We start from the raw sequence: 23,157 nt of genomic DNA, 5'->3' as shown, positions 1-23,157 counted from the left end.
ATCTATTTAGATTAAACAGATTAAAAAATGCTTTCATGGAGATTACAAAAGAATCATATCCATTGGCGAGACCCGGGGTTTCGATTGGAAATGGAATCTCGTCGGCACTTGTGTGGGCTCCTGATGCCAATTCGGTTGAGATTGTTACTGACAAGAATATTGTAGTATCGTTAGAGAAAGGTAGCTTTGGTTATTGGGGAAAAGAAAAGTCCGGTCTGACCGATAGGGACTTATATAAAATCCGGATAAACGGTAAAGAGCAATTTCCCGATCCTGCATCTCTTTGCCAACCGGAAGGAGTCCATGGTTTTTCTCGTATTCTAGATATATCTAAGTTCTCTTGGTCTGATTCTTCCTGGAAAGGTGCTGAATTAGGTGATATGATTATTTATGAACTCCACGTAGGAACATTTTCCAAAACAGGTGATTTTATTGGAGTGGTTGAAAAGTTGGATTATTTGGTTGATTTAGGAGTGAATGCCATTGAACTCATGCCCGTTGCTCAGTTTCCCGGAGAACGTAATTGGGGTTATGACGGAGTTTTTCCCTTTGCCGTGCAAAACAGTTATGGAGGTGCTTCAGAGTTGCAGAAACTGGTAAATGCCTGTCACAACAAAGGAATTGCAGTTATTCTGGATGTGGTTTATAACCACATGGGACCTGAAGGAAATTATCTTGGATGTTTTGGTCCATATTTTACTCAAAAATATAAAACTCCATGGGGCGATGCCATTAATTTCGACGATGCCGGCTCGCATGGAGTGCGCCATTTCTTTATACAGAATGCGCTGATGTGGATGCGCGATTTTCATATTGATGGATTGCGACTTGATGCCGTTCATGCAATTAAGGATTTTGGGGCGTTGCATTTCCTTCAGGAATTAAATAGTGAGGTTGAGAATTTAAACAGAAAAACAGGGAAGAATCATTTTTTGATAGGCGAATGCGATTTGAATGATGTGAGATACATAAATCCTGTTCAATCCGGGGGGTACGCATTAAATGCGCAATGGAGCGATGAGTTTCACCATGCTTTGCATAGCATGGTAACCGGAGAGCAAAATGGCTACTATTCCGATTTTGGTGGAGTAGAACCATTGGTGAAAACCCTTAAAAATGCCTATGTGTATGATGGAAATTATTCCCGTCACAGAGACAAGTTTTTCGGAAGTAAAACCAATGGACAATGCGGCTCAAAATTCGTGGTTTTTTCTCAAAACCACGATCAAATTGGCAATCGCATGAATGGTGATCGGTTAAGCCATCTGGTTGGTTTTGAAAAACTTAAATTGATTGCCGGGTTCACAATTCTATCGCCTTACGTTCCTTTAATATTTATGGGAGAGGAGTATGGAGAAAATGCACCGTTTTTGTATTTCACGCATCATGGCGACAAAGAATTGATTGAAACTGTAAGAAAAGGGAGAGCCAACGAATTTAAAGAGTTTATGAGCGGCGATAAAAAAATCTCCGATACGCAGGCAGAAGATACTTTTAATCGTTCAAAATTAACTAATTGGAGCCAAGTTAATAAAAAACAACGGTTGTTGCATCGTTTTTATAAAGCCTTGATAAAGTTAAGGAGATCCGATTTTGACTTTTCTCCCCGTTTTTCGCGCGAAAATATAGAGGTCTCAAGTGAGGGACAATTGGTCATCCTAAAAAAGAATAAAACCATATCAGGACTTGATATATACTATAATTTTTCTAAAGACAGAGTTAAAAAAGTTTTGGGAGAAAAGGTGAATCTTCAAAGTATGGTATTCTGCTCGTCATCGGAGCAATGGGGGGGGAGTCAAAATGAAGCATTAATTCATACCCCGAAAGGGTATGAATTGAACCTTCCGGGATTTTCATTTTGCGTTATACGTGAATATAATTCAAAAAATAGAACCGGGTGAAATGAATGGTTTTAAAATCTTTTTATCTTTATCCTAAAATAGATAAAAGCCATGCAAAATCCCATATCAACTTATAGAATTCAGTTCAATAAAAACTTCTCTTTTGCCGACGCCAAAGAGCAGGTTGAGTATTATAATCTTTTAGGCATTGGTTCGGTTTATGCGGCGCCTGTTTTTGAGGCCACGCCCGACAGTTTGCATGGTTATGATGTGGTAAACCCTCACAGGGTTAATCCCGAATTGGGAGACGAAAAGGAGTTCAGGTCTCTTTCATCATCATTAAAAAAGAGAAGAATCGGTTGGATACAGGATATTGTACCCAATCACATGGGGTACAATCATCACAACAAGTGGATTTGGGATGTTTGGGAGAATGGGGAGAAGTCACTTTATGCATCCTTTTTTGACATTGATTGGAATCACCCCTTATGCGAAGGGAAGTTGATGATTCCGGTGTTAGGACAGAGCATTGAAGATGCCATAAATAGCGGGGATTTGTCTTTGCAATGGAAAAACCATCGGTTTTCCATTGTATATCATGAACATCTTTTTCCTGTAAACTACAAAACTTTTGTTGATTTAATGAAGATGGATGGCGGGGACATGCCAACATCCATTGGGCGAATAATGAGCAGATTCCCAAAATCAGTGACAGAACCTGAATCAGATTTTTTGAATAACGAGTGGACAAAATTTAAGGAGCAGCTTTCGCAACTATCAGAAAAAAGCAGTGATGTATCAGATTTTTTGCAACAAATTGCAAAAAATGTCACCAACAACAGTCAACTCCTTACTGAGATAATCAATCAGCAACACTACGAACTGTGTTGCTGGAAAGAGACCGAGAAACGAATTAATTACCGTCGGTTTTTCACGGTAAATGATTTGATTTGTTTACGGATGAATGATAAATCCGTTTTCGATTACTATCATGAAATCATTGAGTATTGGCAACATAAGGGTTGGATTGACGGTTTCAGGATTGATCACATTGATGGATTATATAACCCTGGTGAATATTTGCACCGGCTTCGACAGCAAATTGGCGACGATAAATATCTTGTGGTGGAAAAAATTCTCGAGGAAGGAGAAGATTTACCCTCAAATTGGCCGGTTCAGGGAACTTCGGGATACGATTTCCTGGGATTGGTGAACAACCTGTTGACCAGACAGGAGAATTATGAAAAGCTTCAATCGTTTTACAATTATATAACAGATAATAATAAAGAGCCTCGCGAGATTATTTCAGAAGCCAAGTCGTTCATTCTCAGTCAACGCATGGGAGGTGAATGGGATAATCTTACGGAAACCTTTATAAACAGTGGCTTGGTTGATGACGATAAACTGGATCAACTAGGTCGTAATTCTATCAGGGATGCCATTGGTGCATTTTTAATGGAAGCCCCGGTGTATCGCTTGTATGCTGAGCATTTGCCTCTGGAGGAAAAAGACAGGGAAATTGTGGAAGGCATGTTTACCGGTGCTTTAGATAAAAACCCAGGGTTAAAGGAAGCATTAGATATACTGAAATCCCTGTTTCTTGAAGGAGATGATGCCAACGAGGTTAAAAATCAGGTTGCCAATCGTTTTTTTATGCGTTGCATGCAATTTACCGGGCCGCTGATGGCTAAAGGTGTGGAAGATACCACCATGTACCGGTACAACGCTTTCATAACGCATAACGAGGTTGGTGATGCGCCAGATGCACATGGAATTACCATTGAGCAGTTTCACAAGGCAATGGAAAAGCGTCGTGAATCGTGGCCGCTGTCTATGAATACCACTTCTACACACGATACCAAAAGGGGCGAAGATGTAAGAGCCAGGCTAAATGTAATCAGTGAAATGCCTGAACAATGGCTGACTCAGGTTGCAGCCTGGATGAAGATGAATAAACCTTTTAAAAGGGAGATGAAAGGCCTGGAGGTGCCATCTGTATCTGAGGAGTATTTTATTTATCAGACCATGGTTGGTGTGATGCCTTTTAACCAAAAGGTGACATCTTTTTTCATTAGCCGGCTTGATGAGTACATGGTCAAATCTCTTCGAGAGGCAAAGTTAAATACCAATTGGAGTACTCCCGATGAATCGTGGGAAGAAGCTGTCATTGATTTTATTCACAAGATTCTTGATGATGCACATGGTTTTCTTCAATCATTTTTGCCATTTCAGGATAAAATTGCCGCATGTGGAATAAATAACTCTTTGGCACAACTGGCGCTTAAAGGCACCTGTCCGGGAATTCCCGATATATACCAGGGAACTGAACTATGGGATCTCTCCCTTGTAGATCCGGATAACCGGCGCCCGGTTGACTATTCTCTCAGACACATTCTGTTGCGGTCAATGATTGACCGCCAAATGAGAGATCCGGAAGTGTTTCTTCAATCTCTGCTCAACGACAGGCAAAGTGGCAGCATAAAGCTTTGGCTCACTCACAGATTGTTGCAATTGAGAAAAGAAAATAAGGCACTGTTTAATGAAGGTGCCTATCTGCCACTCGAAGTTAAAGGGAAATACAAAAAGCATGTAATGGCTTTTGCCAGACAACAGAGTAATGCGTGGGCTTTAACAATTGTGCCTTTATACATGGCTTCAATTTTTAAAAGAGATGAGGTTTTGTATCCCGAAAGTATTGACTGGAAGGATACTCAGGTTATATTGCCTAATGATACACCGGAAGATTGGCATCATGTTTTTTCAGGACTCACAATGAGTTTGTCAGGTTCGGTTTCTTTAAATGAGTTGTTTAAGCATGGCCCTGTTGGTCTTCTCCATGCTGAAAAGCGGGGGACCTCAAGAAAAGCAGGTGTGTTGTTGCATATTTCATCATTACCCGGGAAATATGGTTCAGGTGATTTTGGCCACGAAGCCTACAGATTTATCGATTTCCTGAAGGCCTCAGGTCATAGTTACTGGCAGATTCTGCCATTGACTCAAACAACGCCTGGCGCAGGTTGGTCACCGTACAGTCCGCTCTCTGCATTTGCCGGAAATATTCAGTTTATAAGCCCCGATGTTTTGGCAAGTGAAGGATTGATCTATAGCAACGATCTGGAACGATGGGAGAGACGCTTATCCGATACTTCCGACTATGAAGATGCACTGGCCATACGCGAAGAGGTTACAACCAAGGCCTGGTTTCGGTTTCGGCAAAAGGCTTTGGAACAGCCTTTGGCTCAGTTCCGAGATTTTTGTAATGCAGAAAGTTATTGGCTGCACGATTATGCTCTTTTCCTTTTGTTTAAGGAGTTGTTTAATGATAAGCCATGGAATGAATGGCCACAGGAAATTGTACTTCGGGTACCTGAAATACTGGAACAATATTCTACTGATTATAAAGAGCGTCTTGATTTGGAGAAATTCAGACAATATCTCTTCTATAAACAATGGAAAGCTTTAAAGCGATATGCCAATTATCATGGAGTTAAGATAATAGGCGATGTTCCAATTTATGTTAGTTATGACAATGCAGATGTTTGGAGTCATCCTGAATTATTTAAATTGCATTCCGATAAAACTCCATATGCAGTTGCAGGTGTGCCACCTGATTATTACAGCGAAACCGGTCAGCTATGGAATATGCCTGTTTACAACTGGGAAGTGATGAAAAAACAGGATTTTAAGTGGTGGATTAATCGGATATCTAAGAATCTGGAATTATTCGATTTGGTTCGTCTGGATCATTTCCGTGGATTTGATGCCTATTGGGAAGTTATGGCCGGAGAACCTACCGCTGCCCATGGAAAATGGGAAAAAGCTCCCGGTAAAGAGTTCTTTACTATTCTAAAAAAACATTTCCCAAAAATGCCGTTTGTCGCCGAAGACCTTGGCGAGATTGATAAATCAGTGTATGAACTTCGGGACGAATTTGAGCTGCCAGGAATGCATGTTTTGCAATTCTCTTTTGGAGATGATATGCCGGTTTCTGTTCACACTCCGCATAACTACTGTTTTAACAGTATTGTGTATACCGGAACGCATGACAACAATACGGTGCGAGGCTGGTATAAAAACGAACTTTCGGAAGAGGGTAAAAAGCGATTACAGTTTTACACGGGCGTAAAACCACGCGGGAGAAATTCTCATGAGATCATAAATCGTTTGGTTTGGTCGTCAAGAGCGTGGCTGGCCATAGTTCCAATGCAGGATATTTTGGGCCTCGGAGCTAAAGCCCAAATGAATCGACCATCTGTTGCAGAAGGAAATTGGATGTGGAGACTTAAAAATCTTCCGGACGATAAGGAGACCATTGAAACCATCAGAGAAAGTCTTTGGGCATTTGGAAGAACGGACTAATGTCAAGTCAACCATAAAATTACGGGTTAATCAGGTGCATTTGACGTCACCCTCTGGCTTCAGTTTGAGACTTCGGTGTGAGACTTCGGTGTGAGCTCAGTCGAACACTCAGTCGAACACTCAGTCGAACGGGGTTAGGGGCGAGAGAGGGAGACAATTCAGATTTGACTTAACACTAATCTCTTTGTTGATTATAGAAGATTCGAACACCGGCACATTCTGATCCTCTATCGTCAAAATAGTGCGGGGCAGATATTTCAACTTTAACGGCCATGGTATTCAGAATCACAAATAGCTGTGATTCTTTAAAATCATCGGCTGCATTATCGTAAAGAATAGTTTGATCTTCATCATCTGCGATGAGACGGAAATGAATTTTTCCTAACCTGTTGTGTCCGCACACTGAAATGAAATATTCCCGGTTGCCAAAAAAAGTTTGGTTAATAACAATCTTTCTTCCTTTTCTTAAGGTAACAGCTCGTGATAAGGAACTGGACTGGAAATATCTTGGTGCAGAATCGCATCTGCGCTCATATCCACGACAATTCTGGCTGTATCCATCCTGAATAGCCAATGTCCCTAAAAGGAGAGTTAATATAGTATGAACCAGAAATTTTTCTTTCATCCGAAAATAATTTAATATTTCATTGGCTCCTGATGTATCAGAATAACTTGCATAAGCAATCGCACTTCATTATGCAATTGTTAATTCGCTGCTCATGTGTGTTGCATCCCTCTGGTGCTTAGGTTCACTGCTATTAGAATTGGAAATATCTGTCCCTGAAAATAGTGGTTTTTTTATTATTCGACGAATAAAATCGATTATCCGCTTTTCTATTGAACCCATTTTGAGCGTAATTTGTTCACTTCTTTATGAATCTGATCAATTGGATTACTAATAGATCTGTTTGCATTGACAGTTCCAATAACAATTCTCCCGCTCTCTTCCCTTTCAGACGTGGCAGGGTTATCTGCATCAGCAAATTGGTGGTAAGCCTCGTTTAACTCTGCAAACTCCAGAGTAATCTGATTTTTTACCGATGGACTTAAATAGCGCTCAAACATCTGATTCAGTTGCTTGAGAATCATTTTTTGATCCCAGATCCTCATCATGAACTCGTTCTCTTTAATTTTTGAGCCTCTGGAGTTCAGAGCCAGATAAATACTTTCTATAAACCCACCGGCTGTGATTAGTGCATATTCTCCAAAACGATCAGTCTCGTGTAGGTTTGAAATAGTTAAGAGGTACAATTCATCATAGATGTAGTTAACTGAGTCCATATTATTGATGTTTTGCATCAATCTTTCACCCAATTGATCAATTTCAGGTGGGAAAATATTCATATTCCTCCCTGTTTCCTCTATTATGTTAAAATATCTAAGAGCAGTATTGGTTTGGTCAAAACTTGCGGCATAAGCCATGTTTGCCATATAAACTCCGTACATCACCAGTCTCTCTTTGTAGGTAACATATTGGTCTCTTTTAGCCAAATCGGCCATCAATGACGGTGTATATTCTATCTCGTTTCGATGAATGTACTCCAGGATTTCGTCGGGTGAGGGGATAGCATAGAACTCAATTTCCATCTCGATGTTTTCCTGGTTGTTTGTTAATCCAGGAGAGTTGCCGAATACATAGGTTGTGCATAAAACTGTAATCAGCAATAGGTTAAGCCTCTTATAACCTCTATGAAATATTTTGATGTTTCTAAACGATTTGATCATGGTTGTTTATTTGGTTTTGCATCTTATTTTGTATAGAATCCCAATTTCAGAGTGATTCCTGTTATATTATTTCTGTTCATAATACTCATTTCTCCAAGGTGTGCCTCGGCAATCATTCTGGGGAAGTTCAAGGACTGACTGCCAGTGTAAAACAGATCGAAATATGATGAAATCTCTTCTTCAGAAACATTGGGGCCATTGTCCTGAAAAATTATTTCCAATCCTTGTTTGTCCTGGTTTAATTCTATCTGTATGTTAGAGTCAGGCAAATTTCGTTCCAGAAAAAAGTCCAGAGTAATAATGAGTGCTGCCATGATGAGTTGGCTTTCTCCGGTAATGTTTACTGAATCCTTATTGCTCTTGTTGTTGATAACAATTTGTTTGCGCCTGATTTTTTCATCCAACTGAAACATTGCAAATCCTATTAGTTTGTTGATGTCCAGTCGTTCAGGTTTTAGTAAAGAACCTTTGGATTGCAGTTCAGTTATACGCAAAGCGGAATTTACAAAAGTTTCTATTTTTGTGAGTGAATGATCTATTCGGTCAACAAGTTGAGCCACTTTTTTCGAGTCAACTTTATATTTTATAACCTGTAGCATCCCTGTTATCTCGTTAAGAGAACCTGAAACTTCGTTACCAAGTATATTAAGGAAGTGTTGTTTTGATTCCTCCAGATGTTTTAGTTCTTCATTTCTTTTGGAGAGTTGCCTGTTGGTGTTTTCCATATCCTGATTGGCAGCCGTTAACTTTTCAGTCTTTTCTGCCACCAGTTTTTCAAGGTTTTTGTTCATCTTTTCAAGCAACTCACGGTTGGTCTTAAGTTCTATCTGGTTTTTGACTCTTACCAACAGTTCTTGCGAGTCAAATGGTTTAGTGATGTAATCTTCTCCTCCCGATTCAAAACCTTCAACCACACTTTCACGGTCAGTTTTGGCTGTCAGAAAGATAACTGGAATTTTATTTAGCTGAGGATTGGATTTTATCAATCTACATATTTCGAAACCGTCCTCTCCAGGCATCATAATATCCAGCAGAACAATGTCGAATGCGTCGCTTTCCAGCCAACTGAGGCCGGATGCCCCATCCAAAGCAAATTCTACTTCATAACCTGCCTGCTTCAGAATTGAAGCAGCCACCTGAATGTTTTTAGGATTATCATCAACAATTAATATGCGTCCTGAATATGTCATTACTGCCTGTTTTCTTATTTGATGGTTTAGTTATTCCACTGCTCATCTCTTCATATTGAAATGTCCTCTAATATTACTAAGGATAGAAAATCAGTTAATGATATATGTATGACTTTCTATGGTTATACGATCTGTTGTTCTACAAGTTAGTAATATTTTAGGTTTCTTGACTAATTCTATCTCGATGAGACTTCCATACCTACTATTTAATCTTAGGTTAAAAACTTCGCGCTTTTGTGTCTCTGCGTTTAATTTCTTTATCCAAAATAATCATTAATTCCCGAATAGGAATTAAAATCTGCAATACATTTGCTTAGTTCTTCCACATCAAAAGAGGCTGTGGCGATATCAATGCGGTTGGCTAATTTTTCCATGAATTTGTCTTTATGCCTCAAACTGATTTGCTTCATGGTCTTTGTAATCTCTTTTACCGGGCCAAATGAAGGTCGGAAACTAAATTCGTCCCATATGGGTTTTAACTCATTGATACAATCATTTTTGCAATCTTCTGAGATGATGTCGGTATCATGAATTTTGGATGTTTCCGAAACTGATTGTGTTGTAATTTTATTGGTTGCCTCTCCATCTTCTCTGTTTATACTTTTTTTATTAACAATTTCGCAATGATGAAGATAAACGGTGAATGTACTTCCTTTTTCGGGTTCGCTTTGTAATTCAATGTTTCCTCCCATCAATTCTAATAATCGTTTTACAATTCCCAATCCAAGACCCGTTCCACCATACCTTCGGTTGTCCTGATCTTCCTGTTGAGTGAAGTCTTCAAAAATTTTCTGTTGAGATTCAGGTTTGATACCGATGCCGGTATCAATAACTTTAATTGAAATATTTGCTGTTTTGTCATTAATTGTTTCGGAAGAAACAATTAACTCAATTTTCCCTTCCTCTGTAAACTTAATTGCATTACTCACCAGATTGGTTAATATTTGCCTTAATCGGAGTTCATCTTGCCTGATGAAATCAGGCGTGTTTCCAGAAATTTTCGTTACGAAATCAAGTTTTTTCTCATCAATTAACGGTTTGAACAGACTTTGAGTTTCATTAATCAGATTTCTAAGATTTGTGTCATTTTTGTTGAGTTCAAGCTTCCCGGCTTCAATTTTTGAGTAATCAAGAATATCTGAAATGAGGTTCATCAGAGTCATTCCACTTTTCTTAATGTTATTGAGATAGTCCAGCTGAACCGGTTCTTCTGTATTTTTTTTTAAAATATCGGCAAAACCAATAATGGCATTTAGAGGAGTGCGTATTTCATGACTCATCCTTGCCAGAAAAGCACTTTTTGCCTTGTTGGCTGCAATGGCTTCTTCACGGGATTGTAATAATTGCCGGTTAAGTTCAACCTGATCGGTGTTGTCGGTAGCCAAACCAATAATTCTGTGGATTCTACCATCGGGGGTTCGGGTGACAATTCTTCCGGTGCCCTGCATCCATTTGTATGTTCCGTTTTTTATTTTTACCCTGCACGGAATTTCGAAGTAGGGAGAGTTGCTGTTTTTATGTTCTTCATACCCCCTTAACAAGTTGGGCATGTCTTCCGGATGAAGTAGATTAATAACATCAGACAGTCGCGAATGCTGATTTTCTGTGGAGATGTTAAGTTTTTTCTGCCATTCCGGGTTGATGATGATTTCATCTTTCTCGGGATAAATGTCCCAAACGGCCATATTTGAGACATTAATGGCCAGTTCAAGCTGCTCCATGGATTCAACCAAACGCTGCTTTTCCTGTATCCTGTTAATGGCCAGTGCGAACAAGTTGGCAAGGCTTTCGAGGTGTTCTTTGTCATCCTCTTCGTAGTCTGTTGAACGGCCGGCAACCAGCAGGAGCCCTTTATACTCGTTATTGAAAAAAATTCCGGCGGATGCAATTCTGTTAAATGGAATCAGTTGATTGAGAGGTGTTTCGTCTACTTTTAGCTCGCAGGTGTTATTCAAAATACGGTCTGAGATTTCTCTTTCTTTTTCTGTAATGGGTTCGCTGCTATTAAAGTGACCCGCTATAAACTGCTCAATTATTTTAACTTCGTTAAAATAGTTATTTGAACTGTCTGAGTAAATGGTGATTTTTAGTTCCTGGTTTATGGGATCGCGATAAGCCAGAAATGCAAAAGGGCTTTCCGTAATTTGAAGCGCATATTGACGAACTAGCAGTTCTACTGAGTTTAAATCGTTATGGATGGTGAGTTCGCGACTGATTTCTGCCAGACTTTCATTGACATAAGACTCTTTAATGAGACTATTTTCGATGGATTTATGTGATGCTAAATTGTGGCTGTAATAGCAGAACAGGTCAGGTTGATCGGTGTCGGGCATGAAAATCTTGACAAGCACCGGGTAGAGTTCCCCATCTTCTGATTTATGCAAAGTTTCAAATTCTAGAGTTTCATCATTTTCAAGATTTTTTATGTGCTCATGCCACCATTTTTGGTCAATTTTTGGGTTGATGTCATTCACAGTCAGGTGACTGTAGAGATCAGAATCAATGCCTAATATGTCTCTTGCTTGTTTGTTGGCGTATAGAATGCGGCCATCGGTATGAATATAATAAAACTCAGCAGGAAAATATTCCAGGGCATAGCGGTGCAGCATTGCCTGGTCGCGCATGTTTTGCTCTGTCGATAAGTCTTTAAATGACAACAAGGTTCCTGTTTGTATATTTTCCTCGTTATAAAATGGGATGATGTTAAGCTTTACCCAAATTTCATGTGAATGGCCTGTTTTAATTGTTCCTTCAAAAGATTTTCGAGCATCCAGATTGCTTATAATCTCCTCCCATGTTTTACATTGAAACTCAGTATTTACTAAAAACTGGAATTGAAGCGATCTTGAAATCAAATCATGGGTTAATATTGCTTCCGATTCGTTAATTAATTTCGATAAACTGCTGTTCCATTTCAATATTTCATTTTTGCGGTTAAGAATCAGGAGCGCATCTTCTGAATTGCTTAAAAGGGCGTTTAAGCATGCCTCAGAATTGAGGAGTGATTCTGTGAGCTCACTTTTTGAGTCAAAATGAGCATTCGATTTCATTTCATTCGATTCCTCTGGGTTGCTAAAACTAATCTCTTTTAACGAGGGGGGCATAAATAAGGCATCATGCAAAGAGATCAATGCCATACCTAAATTGACGTTGAGAAATGAGCAGTCGAATTTTAAACGCCAAATGCTTTGACCTGTTGACTCATGCGTGTAGATTGTTCCGGTTTGGTTTTTTAATGGTAATTGATTTTCCAACACATGATCAATGGCATCCATGAAGCGACATTTACTGCACACCAGAGTGGTGCCACAGCTTCCCAGTTTGATCGCATTTTGACAGTTTAAAAGTAATCCGGGAGTTACCCGGTATTCCTTGCTGGAGTCTAGTTTTAACAATTCCCTTGCCTTTTGATTGATATATGTAACCTTTATTTGGTTATCTATAACAATTAGAGGATGAGGGATGGCGCCTATTAATTCATATAGAGTGATTCCTTCTGTCATTTCATGTGTCTAATTTTGTTATTCAATGGTCACATGGAACTCGCCATCATAGTCATTTTTACTTCGACTGTGCTCAGTGCATCGCCTGTGTGAGAAGGTTTTCTCATGGCTCGTTTCATCTGTCTAAAATTTGTTAATCAATGGTTCCCGAAGCCTCGGGACTCGTTTCATTAAGGTTGACTCAACGCTGACTACCCGCACATTAATTTAATACGCTGTATTGCATTAAAAGTTCTTTAATTGTCTTTTTTTGAATTTGATAGTTCGTTAATTGTTTTTTTAATTAGTTGATTGTCAGATAAATATAGGGTTGTTTGTTGGATTTGAAATTTGCTTAAAATAAGCAATGTGCATCCTTCTTATATCTAATCCCGAATGTCTCGGGAAAAGTCTAACGATCTATTTAGAATAGACTCTCTATTTTAATCAGAAAAAAGTTGATAGGAATGCAACTATTTTGTTAATTTAACGAAAGATAATGAGACTGAAAACAGAAGGAAAGTCATTTTTTCTGGTTTTTAGTTTTATTGAAGGTTTCACAACCACTTACGTGGTTGTGAAACAGGTAGATATTATATGCCTTTATGTTGTGTGGATTAAATAAAGTCAATTTGTTATAGTTACAAAGCATCATTGCTCAGAAAAATCATTTGAATGTTTAAAACTCCTATAAAAAAAAGTTGGGTTTCGGCACTAACCATTTCAGTACTTTATTTGGTTGCAGGATTGTTATGGATTTATTTCTCCGATAGGCTCCAAATGCCTTTTGTTGTTGATAAGGAGACCATGACTAAGTTTCAAACCTATAAAGGAGCCGGATATGTTATTGTAACAGCGATATTGCTTTTCCTTCTTATTTACAGACAGATTCAAAAACGGAGCGGTTTAATTCTTCTCTTAAAAAAGCGGAACCGGTTACTGGTACGTGTATTGCAGAATCAACCGGGAATGAATGTCTTTATTACCAATGTTAATGGCGAAATATTGCAATCTTACGGTCATGATTTGCTGTGGAAGGATATACTAACTGTGAAGTTAACCGGGAAAAACATAAATCATTGGCCTCTCGAAAATGATCAACGTGAGATCATTCAAAATTTTCATAAATCCATTTGGCGCAAGGGGAAATCCACCACAGAACTTAGAATTAATGCAGATTGGTATCTTTTCTCCGGTTCGCTTTTAAATAATAAAGATTCCGCAAGAGAATATGCTCTTATTGTATTGCGGAAAATCAACAAGGAGAAACTTATAGAAGAAGAGAAAGAGACTCTTGTTTTAAAATGTAACACCTTATCCTCAAAATTGAAGGATCTTGAAACCGAACTTGAATTTCAGAGAAGACGTTTAACGACATTCTCTGAGAATATAGGGGAAGGCGTTATGCTTTGTAGTATCAATCGCTCAGGACAGATTGACGAAGTAGAATTGATCAACCAAAAAGCATTGAATTATTTTGGGCTCGTTTCCCGGGAAGTGGCAGGGAAGGATTTATGGAAAAACTTACGATTTAAAGGGCGTGATGATCAGACTCTTCTTTTGAATAATAATTTCAGAGAGCGACAGCGATTAATCTTATATGCAGCAACTTTTAATGAATCGCAAGTGAATGAGATTGAGCTCAAGGCTCAATACATATTTCTCGAAGGTTACACCCATGTGATGATTGTATTGCGTGAAACGGAGATTGGTGAAAAAGATGTGGTAAACACGCCAGCCATATATGATGCACTTGCAGTTTTGAATAACCTTTCGGACGGAGCGATGCTGCTATATCCCGACCTGAGAATTTATTTCTGCAATGAAAGCATGAAGACTTTGTTGAATTTGGATAATTGTGAGTTGGAAAATCCGGGAATCCGGAATTTAATTAATGATGGGATTGATGTAGATGTGTTGTCCTATCTGGATGAAACTTTAAACGGGAATGTGACGAAAACCACTGATTTTAAATTTCCCGGCATCCCGGATAAATGGTTTAATTCAGTGTTTTATCCCATTTTTGATAGAAATGGTAACGTTAGAAGTATTCTGAGAATTACACAGGATGTTACATCACGCAGAGAATATGAACAAGTGCTGAGCGAGCAACAGTCGCAGGCCGATGAGAGCAATCGTTTAAAATCGGTTTTTCTTTCTAATTTGTCGCATGAAGTGAGAACTCCTATGAATGGTATCCTGGGTTTTGTAGAGTTGCTGGAGCATGATGGTCTGTCAGAGAGTCAGAACTATTACTTAAAGTTGATTCGTGAGAGTTGCGATAATCTTTTGAATATTCTGAATATTCTGATTGAGGTGAGCCGTATTGAAAGCGGTGAGTATGTTGTAGAAAAGAGCTGGTTTGAAATATATGAACTCATTGATTATCTTAATGAGGAAGGCAAGGAGTTACTAAATAAATCGGGAAAGCATAACATTCACTTTAAGGTTGAAGAGAAACATGCTGATCTTAATGAGAGAATATATTGTGAAAAAGAGATGTTGATGCGAATCCTGAAATTATTGCTTGATAATGCTGTTAAGTTTACTCAGGAAGGACATATTCGAAGCGGCATCAGGATTTTGAATAACGATCATCTTTTATTCTGGGTTGAAGATACCGGTGTGGGCATAAACAAGAACATTCATCAAAGTATTTACCTGCCATTTACTACGGTCAGCGATTCAGAGTCGGTGCTTTATGGAGGCCTCGGCCTTGGCTTAACCATTGTAAAAGGTTTAACCGATATGCTTGGTGGATCTATTGATCTTGATTCAGAACCTGGTATAGGGTCACGCTTTACAGTTAAAATTCCTCTTAGAGTTTCCAATTCCAAAAAGGATTCGGATGAAGAAAATTCGGTTCTCAAAGTTGGGAAAGTTCTAATCGTTCAATATGGTTTCGAAAAGGTAGATGAGTTAAAAGCTGCTGTTAATCATCATAACGTTCAGTTGTTATTTGCGACCAATGGCTCTGATGCCATTGACCTCCTTTTTGACCACAAGGACATTGATGTGGTGTTTACTGATGTCAGGTTGTCAGATATGGATGGGTTTGAATTATTTAAAGCCATAAAGAAAATGTATCCCCCGCTGCCGGTTATTGCTCAGGCATCATATATGATTCCCGAGGAGAAACAACGTTGCCTTCGTGCCGGATTTGACAAGTACCTTGTAAAACCTATTGATCCCACTCAGTTTTTCAAAATTCTTAGTGTTTATTAGTTTACTTATGGCAGTATTAGTTTGAGGGGTTTCTATTTGTTAGAATTACAGGTTTATATGAGTTTAACTGGTAAGCACCTAATATTATTATTAGTTGCTTGCCTTTGCCAAATCCCGCTAGGCGGCACTTCACTGCGTTCAGCATCTAATATCTGAAAATCTATAAGTCTAACAATCTATTGATTAATATCTTGGTCTGTTCAGATAAATAATTATCAGGAGAGCTAAACTCATTGTGAATATAACGTAGTTACAAAAACGAGGCGTCTCAATGAAAATGTTTCTTATTCGCTTTGCAGGCGAATAGAGGTGGGATCGTCCGTAAATATTTTCAGGCATAAAATAAATGGGAGTCATTTTTCTGATGAACCCATCATCACTGATTCTTATTTTTTCAACATTGGTTTCGTCGCTGACAATTTGTGCCAGTTTTTTGTTACGTGTTTGTTGCAATTCACTGTATCTGTCACGGCCTAACTCATTAATCAGTTCATCTTTTTGATTTTGCACCGAATCATTGATTTTAGATAGTGCATTTCTGGCTTCGCGGATGAACAGGTTGAAATCGTTGCCGTTGATGTGTTGATCGTTCAATTCAGGTAGTTTATTTTCTATATGCTTAACCAGTTGTGCATAGCCATTTTTCACAAGTGCAAAATTTGCTGAGTCGGGGGTGAGAGAGTGATCACTGCTCCATGTGTCGCTGAAAAAAGCCTTCTCAAGTTCAGGTATGAGAAAATTCCTGTAATAGGCTGTTTGATAGATGCTCTGGTCTAGATCATAAAAATAATTTGAGTATTCGCTCTTCATGAAAAGGCTGACAGATATGGCTTCAAATGACCATCGGGATAGCATTGGCTCACTTATAGGCGGAACATATTTATTAGAAGAGAAAAATGGATTGATTTTGTTAAAATCAATAACTGCACCACTGAAGAGTATTTGTGGAATCAAAATAAATGGAATTGAAACATATACTGATGCGGTGGTTTTAAATATGGTTGAAAGCAACAATCCGATAATTCCCGAGGCAATTGCTGTTGTCCACATGATGATAAAAAAAGAGATGTTTCCTGCCGGAATCTGCAAAATCCATTTGCTGACCAAAACATAAGAGGCCATCTGAACAGCCGATAATGATACCAGGTAAAACAACTTGGCTCCCAAATAAGATGAGAAGGACAAATTCAGGAATGATTCTCTTTTAAGTGCCTTGCGATCTTTTATGATTTCTGTGGATCCACTCATGATTCCCACAAACATGGCCACTATTACACTCATGAAAATATACGGTGGTATATTTTGATTTTCCTGAAAACTATAACTTTCGGTTAAAGGACTAATATATCTTGAGAAAACACTCAGGAGTGTTCCCAGCAATGGTGGCAAAGATAATGAAAGAATCAGATAAGGATAATCAGCCAGTTTGGTAAAAAGGTTGCGTAATGAATAGAGTTTAAATTGTTTGATTTTATTTGGTATGTCAACTTTGCTCGGTGAGAGCATGGTGGTTTTTTCATTAAAAATGGTGAAGTTTTCCTGGATACTACGCATATACCTCCGATGCCATCTTTCCGGAGTATAAACACGTTTTGAGCCTGATCGGTGTGGTGTTGCAATGTTTGTTGTCTGCACAAACCTGAATATATCATCCGGATTCAAATTCCCGCATGTCTGACATTCATTTTCGTGTGCATCTGCAAGTTTTAATGCCTGTTTTAAATATGAGGTTACTTGTATGGCCGGGCCAAAATAGACTGGATAACCACCTTTATCAATAAAAAGGAGTTTATCGAACATTTTGAAGATGTCACTCGAAGGTTGATGAATGTTAATAATCACCATTCTACCATTTTCCGTGGCATCTTTTAATATTTGCATAATGTTCTCGCTATCGGCTGACGATAAACCGGAAGTTGGCTCATCCAAAAAGAGGATTCCGGGGTCGCGTACTAACTCGATGGCTATATTCAGTCGTTTACGCTGTCCGCCACTTATCACTTTTTCAAGGGGGCTGCCAACTTTAAGGTCTTTGATTTGGAATAAATCCAGATCTTTCAGGATTTTATTGACTTTCCTGATGCGTTCGTCTTTTGAAAGATTTCCTGACGATAGGCCTGCAATAAAATAGAGGTTTTCGAAAGCGGTTAACTCCTCGTTGAGGGCATCGTCCTGAGGTACGTAACCAATATAACCTTTAACTTTATCAGGATTGGTGAAGACGTTAACCCCATTGAGTGTGACAATGCCATTTTCAGGTTTTCGGGCTCCTATCAGCAGGTTCATTAACGTGGTTTTGCCGGATCCACTGCCACCCATAATGGCAAGCATTTCTCCTGAGTGACAGCTGAATGACATTTTCCGGATGCCATAATTGCCATTTCGGAATCTGTAATCGATGTTGTGGGCTTCAAGTGCCAGTTTCTGCCCTGAATAACTTCTTGTTAGCGCTTTGGTAATATCATTATAATAAAAGTCAAAATCGTTATTGGTATGAATTACCGCTCCTTTATTCAGGATGTAAGTTCTTCGCTTATAAAGCTTCCTGTTGTTGATTTCAAAGTGAGCCTGACCGCTCACTTTGAACAATACTGTATTGATTGAACTTATTTTCAGGAATATGAGTTGGCCATTCAGATTTTCAACATGGTTGATTTTTGTTCCCTGAATGCTGAGATTTTGGTTGTCACTTATAATTAAAAGAGGATTTCGGTCACTTATTTTTTGAAATACATCTGTGCTGAAGGCCAATGCGTCATTGAAATCTGATTGGTCAATTTCCAGTTTGCCGGCTATGGTTCTAACCAGTTCTGTGGCTTCGCTGGTGATGTACAACGAAGTTTTACCTGACATATATGGCGCGTATTCGATGAGATAAATAAGCACCAACATTCTTTGAGCGATGGTTATTTCACGGGATAAAATGTAACAATGTGCTTCAATTTCGTTGGTGAAATAGTGATGAAAAACCGATGGTTTTTTATTCTGTACCTGAATGTATTCTTTAATTCTCTGATGAAATTTGTCAAGATATATGTCGGTGGTTTGTTTGGTGAAATTGGAGGATAGGTAAACTTCCAGTATGTTGGAAATAAGAGTGTACCCCTTGCCGGGTTTAAAAACGGCAATGAGTGCAAAAATTGAAACGATACTTTGAAGCGCCTTCTCCTTCATAAACAGGTTTGGTTTAATATTTTGATTTTAAAATAAAAGCTACTCAGACAAAAGTTTACGAATCGAATGGGTTTATTTCAGGTATTGGGAAAGAACACGTATGAGTTCTTTCCGGTCAATTGGCTTTGATATATAATCATCGCAGCCAGCTTCCTGTGCCTTGTTTTTATCGCCCGCAAGAGCGTATGCCGTTTGTGCAATGATGATGATTTCCGGTTTCAGTTTTTTAATTTCAGCCGTTGCTTTGTACCCATCCATTCCGGGCATTTTTATGTCCATTAAAATGAGCTCGATGGCCGGGAATCGTTCAATCAATTTTATGGCCTCTATGCCATTTCTTGCATACAGAACATTAAGTTTTAGCTCCTCAAGCATTTCAACGATAAGCAAGTGGTTTATTTCCACATCATCTGCTACTAAAATGGTTTTACCTGCCGGGATGGGGGAAATAGAAGTTTCGTCTGTCATATTATTTTGTTTTGGTTTATAGGGTAATTTTATTTCAATTTTGGTGCCTTTTTTGGGTTCTGACTGTATCGAGATTGAACCGTTGAGCAAATCAATATACGATTTTGCAATGGGTAATCCCAAACCCATTCCGGACTGTAAACCGGAAATGCTGTTTGTGCCCTGTCTGAATTTTTGAAACAACTCTTCGTGGATTTCCATTGGAAAGCCAACTCCATTATCTTCAACAAAAAAGTTAAGATACCGCTCATTTTTCGAACATCCAAATTTGACATATCCCTTAGGGGTGAATTTTAGGGCATTATCAATTAAATTGGTCAATATTTGAGTCAACTTTCCAGAGTCAGTTATTATTTCTTCGTTGCAGCGCTCTATAGAGGAGACTACCTTTAGCTTTACTTCCTTGTTCTCGTTGGTAGCTTCCATTTGATTATAAACCTCATGTAATAAATGATTGATGTTTGTTTCACACTCAATTATTTTTACCTGCCCGGCTTCAATGACTGCAATACTAACGATGTTTTCAATCAGTGAAAGCAGTTGCTTGCTACTTTTCACAACAGATTTGGCGTATAATGATTTTTTGGACGATGCCAGGGTGTCATCGTCAATTAATTCAGAAAAGCCGACTATTGCATTTAAAGGCGTGCGTACTTCGTGAGATAGATTGTTCAGAAATGCGGTTTTCAGCTTATCATTCTCTTCTGCTTTTTCTTTTGCTTCAATCAATTCCGATTGTAACTGTTTGTCGTATGAGATGTCTTCACTTACCATAACAAAGTTTGTAATGATCCCTTTGTCATCAAAAATTGGTGAGATACTAACTGATTCCCAATAAAAATCTCCTGATTTCTTCTGATTTTGATGTTCTCCTTTCCAATTAAGTCCATTTTTTAACCTTCTCCAAATATTGTTGTGCTCTTCTAATGTGGTATGATCTGGCTTTAGAATTGTGAGTGGCTCACCTATCAACTCTTCTTGTTTATAGCCTGTTGTATCAAGGTATTTCTGGTTTACATATTCAATTACACCGTCTATATTTGTAATGATGGTTGAGGAAGGACTCTGTTCCGTTGCAACCGAAAGTTTTTGTAATTCTTTATCAGATTTCTTCTTTTCAATTACATGCCAAATCGTATCCATTAAAAGGGTAATTTGAAGTATGTCATGCTGGTTGTAATCAGTCTGTTTGTTAGCTAATCCAACCACAAGCACTATTTTTCCTTCTATAATTACAGGAATTGATAAATATTTTACAATAGGCACATGACCTTCAGGATATCCCTTGCTTAATTGTACTTCTTCTTTAAAATTATTAAAAACAAGAGGTTTTTTTTGTCGCACAGATTCACTCCACATTCCGGTTTTCTCCAATTCAAGACATTCGTCCCATGCATCAATCTGGCAATTGGCGACAGCATTTTTAGATACCGTCTGCATCTGAAAATGCTGTTTTTCCTGATCAAAGGAGTAGATGAAGCCAATTTGACTTTCAGTAAGTTTAATGGCTTCTTCCAGTGCATAATCCAACAAATGGCGTATGTCGTTTGTGTCTTGCTGCATAAGATTTACCATGCTCTGAAGTCTGGCTTCGTTCTGACGAATTTGTTTCTCAGCCTCTTTTATTCTTGAAATATCAGTATGAGTTCCCACCATAATCATCGGCAGGCCTTTTGGTGTATGCGAGATAATTCGTCCCCTGTCCAAAACAGATAACCATCCACCATTCTTATGACGCATTCGTAATTCTGTTTCATATATGGAATCAGGATTCTCAAGATGGTTCATTAATAATTTTTTCGATTGCGCTAAATCATCAGGATGAACCATCTTTTCCCACGAATCAAATGAGTCAATATTTAGTTCGCCGGGATCGTATCCCAGCATGTTGTAGTAGTTGTCGTTACATCGAATCCGGTTTGTTTGAATATTCCATTCCCACGTACCAATATCTGCTGCATCCACACTCCATTTTAATCGTTGTTGCTCTTCCTGTACCTGTTTTTCTGCCTTCCTGAGATCGGTGACATTATTTATTAACGAGAAAATGGAAATCAACTCACCTTTATCATTATAAATGGCAGAGTTATACCATTCGCAATGAAGGATATTCCCTTTTTTGTTGATGTTTTTATTGATGATGACATTTCTTTTAAAATGGCCGGCCGCTAATTGTTCCAGTGCGTTACACACAAACTCTTCATCTTCTTCATGAATCATGTTGAGTTCCTTCTCTGTTTTTCCAATGGTTTCATCTGCACTCCATCCAAAAATTTTCTCGGCCTGTCTGGACCACACTTTAATCCTTAGATTTTGATCAATTTCAATCACTCCCAGTGGTGTGTTTTCGAGATGAAATCTCAAACGCTCATTGGCTTCGTTTATGAGATTGGTATTTTGTTTGTGTGATGTTATATCGGTAAGGGTAAATATTACGGAATTAGTATTTTCCGTATCATCCATACTGCCTGCTGTAATGATGGTGTATATATACTCACCTGATTTATTGATAATTTTGGCTTCGCAGAAGCCAAAGCTATCTGAGTTGATCTGCTGTAATATGATGTTTTTAATTCTATAGAATTCTTCACTCGTTTCAAAAAACGAGCGAATGTTTTTACCTTCAATCTCTTTTCGTTTATAGCCTAAAATCTGTAGTAGGTAATCATTCACCTCCAGGATGATATCGTTTTTTATCATTCCCAACCCAATGGGAGCAACTTTGCTTAAGGAAAGAAGTTTATCTTCACTTTCTTTCTGCTTCTTCAAAGCCTGTTTTACTTTTTTTCTGAGTATTATAACAAAAATTACCAACAAGGTTATGAAGGCTAGCAATCCTAAAATATATGGACGTATTTTTTTTGCATAGTATCCACGTTCATATATTGAAAACCATTTGTTGTATAATTCATCGTAAGTTCCATTGGTTTTTAGCTGATACAATCCCATGTTAAGAGTCCATAAAAGAGCATCATTATTTTTTTTAACAGCCATGGCATAGCGCTGTGGTTCTATATCGGACGATCTTAATACAACATTTTTGATGTTGAAGTTTTTAATCAGGTGCATACCCTGGAAGTTCCCAAGCAGAGCAGCGTCATGCTGATTGTTTTCGAGCAATCTGAGTGCCTCCAGTTGATCATTTACAGCAATTATATCTTTCGTGATATTATTTTCAATAAGGTAATCATGCATAATATCACCTTTCTGAACAATGATCTCAAGCCCATGAATGTCATCCATAGATTGCACTTTTGAGTCTTTATGGGTAAAAAGTCCATGGGTCATTACACTATGTGGAATGCCAAATCGGATTTTTTCTGATCTGTAGGGGCTGACGAGCATTCCGGTAATGACGTCGATTTTTCCGGCTTCCAGTTCCTCCCGAACCTGGTGCCATGGCGCTAATTCCAGTTTATAATCAAGATTGAGTTCATTTGCAAGGGCTTTAAACAATTGAATGTTAAATCCGTCGGGTTCTCCTTTCTGATTAATGAATTCATATGGAGGGTAAAATTGATCTCCTTTTATAATAATTTGCCTGCGTATAGGGGCATAAATTGAGGTGTATTCAGCCTCAGCTTGAAGAAAAAAGGTAGAATGACCAAAAAGAAGAATGAATATCAGGGTCAGATTTTTCATCTGTTTATAATTTGTTTTTTAGTTGCCAGATGGAACTCGCCAGATAATCAT

At 38.4% G+C, this 23,157-nt stretch carries 10 protein-coding genes; 4 read left to right on the top strand and 6 right to left on the bottom strand.

Annotated elements, in window-relative coordinates:
• Window positions 1-35: 35 nt before the first annotated feature.
• A complete protein-coding gene (gene treZ / locus EV194_RS07450) occupies window positions 36-1,901 on the top strand; it encodes a malto-oligosyltrehalose trehalohydrolase (RefSeq protein ID WP_132433412.1) in 1,866 nt (621 codons plus the stop codon).
• Window positions 1,902-1,952: 51 nt separating this feature from the next.
• Entirely contained in the window at window positions 1,953-6,200 is a 4,248-nt protein-coding gene (gene treY, locus EV194_RS07445; RefSeq protein WP_132433411.1) for a malto-oligosyltrehalose synthase, read from the top strand.
• Between the two features lie 175 nt (window positions 6,201-6,375).
• Here treY and EV194_RS07440 read toward each other — a convergent pair whose 3' ends face one another.
• The 4 genes from EV194_RS07440 to EV194_RS07425 all read right to left on the bottom strand — a co-directional run bounded on the left by EV194_RS07440 (window position 6,376) and on the right by EV194_RS07425 (window position 12,618).
• A complete protein-coding gene (locus tag EV194_RS07440) occupies window positions 6,376-6,825 on the bottom strand; it encodes a hypothetical protein (RefSeq protein ID WP_132433410.1) in 450 nt (149 codons plus the stop codon).
• A 209-nt stretch (window positions 6,826-7,034) separates the two neighbouring features.
• Entirely contained in the window at window positions 7,035-7,925 is an 891-nt protein-coding gene (locus EV194_RS07435; protein ID WP_132433409.1) for a hypothetical protein, read from the bottom strand.
• A gap of 23 nt (window positions 7,926-7,948) precedes the next feature.
• The gene (locus EV194_RS07430; protein ID WP_132433408.1) at window positions 7,949-9,115 is read right to left on the bottom strand and encodes a hybrid sensor histidine kinase/response regulator; all 1,167 of its coding nucleotides are present in this window, start codon (window positions 9,113-9,115) and stop codon (window positions 7,949-7,951) included.
• 257 nt (window positions 9,116-9,372) lie between these two features.
• Window positions 9,373-12,618 (bottom strand): ATP-binding protein, encoded by a 3,246-nt coding sequence (locus EV194_RS07425; protein ID WP_132433407.1) that lies wholly within the window; start codon window positions 12,616-12,618, stop codon window positions 9,373-9,375.
• A 478-nt stretch (window positions 12,619-13,096) separates the two neighbouring features.
• Here EV194_RS07425 and EV194_RS17145 point away from each other — a divergent pair, with 478 nt between their 5' ends.
• A complete protein-coding gene (locus EV194_RS17145) occupies window positions 13,097-13,222 on the top strand; it encodes a hypothetical protein (RefSeq protein ID WP_262708654.1) in 126 nt (41 codons plus the stop codon).
• 50 nt (window positions 13,223-13,272) lie between these two features.
• Complete coding sequence (locus EV194_RS07420) at window positions 13,273-15,822, top strand: PAS domain-containing hybrid sensor histidine kinase/response regulator (protein WP_132433406.1); 2,550 nt, start codon at window positions 13,273-13,275, stop codon at window positions 15,820-15,822.
• A gap of 183 nt (window positions 15,823-16,005) precedes the next feature.
• Here EV194_RS07420 and EV194_RS07415 read toward each other — a convergent pair whose 3' ends face one another.
• Entirely contained in the window at window positions 16,006-18,996 is a 2,991-nt protein-coding gene (locus EV194_RS07415; RefSeq protein ID WP_132433405.1) for an ATP-binding cassette domain-containing protein, read from the bottom strand.
• A 72-nt stretch (window positions 18,997-19,068) separates the two neighbouring features.
• A complete protein-coding gene (locus EV194_RS07410; RefSeq protein WP_132433404.1) occupies window positions 19,069-23,106 on the bottom strand; it encodes a PAS domain S-box protein in 4,038 nt (1,345 codons plus the stop codon).
• Window positions 23,107-23,157: the final 51 nt, after the last annotated feature.

Origin of the sequence: Natronoflexus pectinivorans (assembly GCF_004345615.1) — a bacterium.
Taxonomy (GTDB): domain Bacteria; phylum Bacteroidota; class Bacteroidia; order Bacteroidales; family Marinilabiliaceae; genus Natronoflexus; species Natronoflexus pectinivorans.
Note: the sequence above shows the minus strand (reverse complement) of the source record. Positions and strands in the feature narration are given on the sequence as shown.

Coding starts and splice junctions, on each gene's coding strand:
- treZ (WP_132433412.1), top strand. CDS start 36: ATGGAGATTACAAAAGAATCATATCCATTGGCGAGACCCGGGGTTTCG.
- treY (WP_132433411.1), top strand. CDS start 1,953: ATGCAAAATCCCATATCAACTTATAGAATTCAGTTCAATAAAAACTTC.
- EV194_RS07440 (WP_132433410.1), bottom strand. CDS start 6,825: ATGAAAGAAAAATTTCTGGTTCATACTATATTAACTCTCCTTTTAGGG.
- EV194_RS07435 (WP_132433409.1), bottom strand. CDS start 7,925: ATGATCAAATCGTTTAGAAACATCAAAATATTTCATAGAGGTTATAAG.
- EV194_RS07430 (WP_132433408.1), bottom strand. CDS start 9,115: ATGACATATTCAGGACGCATATTAATTGTTGATGATAATCCTAAAAAC.
- EV194_RS07425 (WP_132433407.1), bottom strand. CDS start 12,618: ATGACAGAAGGAATCACTCTATATGAATTAATAGGCGCCATCCCTCAT.
- EV194_RS17145 (WP_262708654.1), top strand. CDS start 13,097: ATGAGACTGAAAACAGAAGGAAAGTCATTTTTTCTGGTTTTTAGTTTT.
- EV194_RS07420 (WP_132433406.1), top strand. CDS start 13,273: ATGTTTAAAACTCCTATAAAAAAAAGTTGGGTTTCGGCACTAACCATT.
- EV194_RS07415 (WP_132433405.1), bottom strand. CDS start 18,996: ATGAAGGAGAAGGCGCTTCAAAGTATCGTTTCAATTTTTGCACTCATT.
- EV194_RS07410 (WP_132433404.1), bottom strand. CDS start 23,106: ATGAAAAATCTGACCCTGATATTCATTCTTCTTTTTGGTCATTCTACC.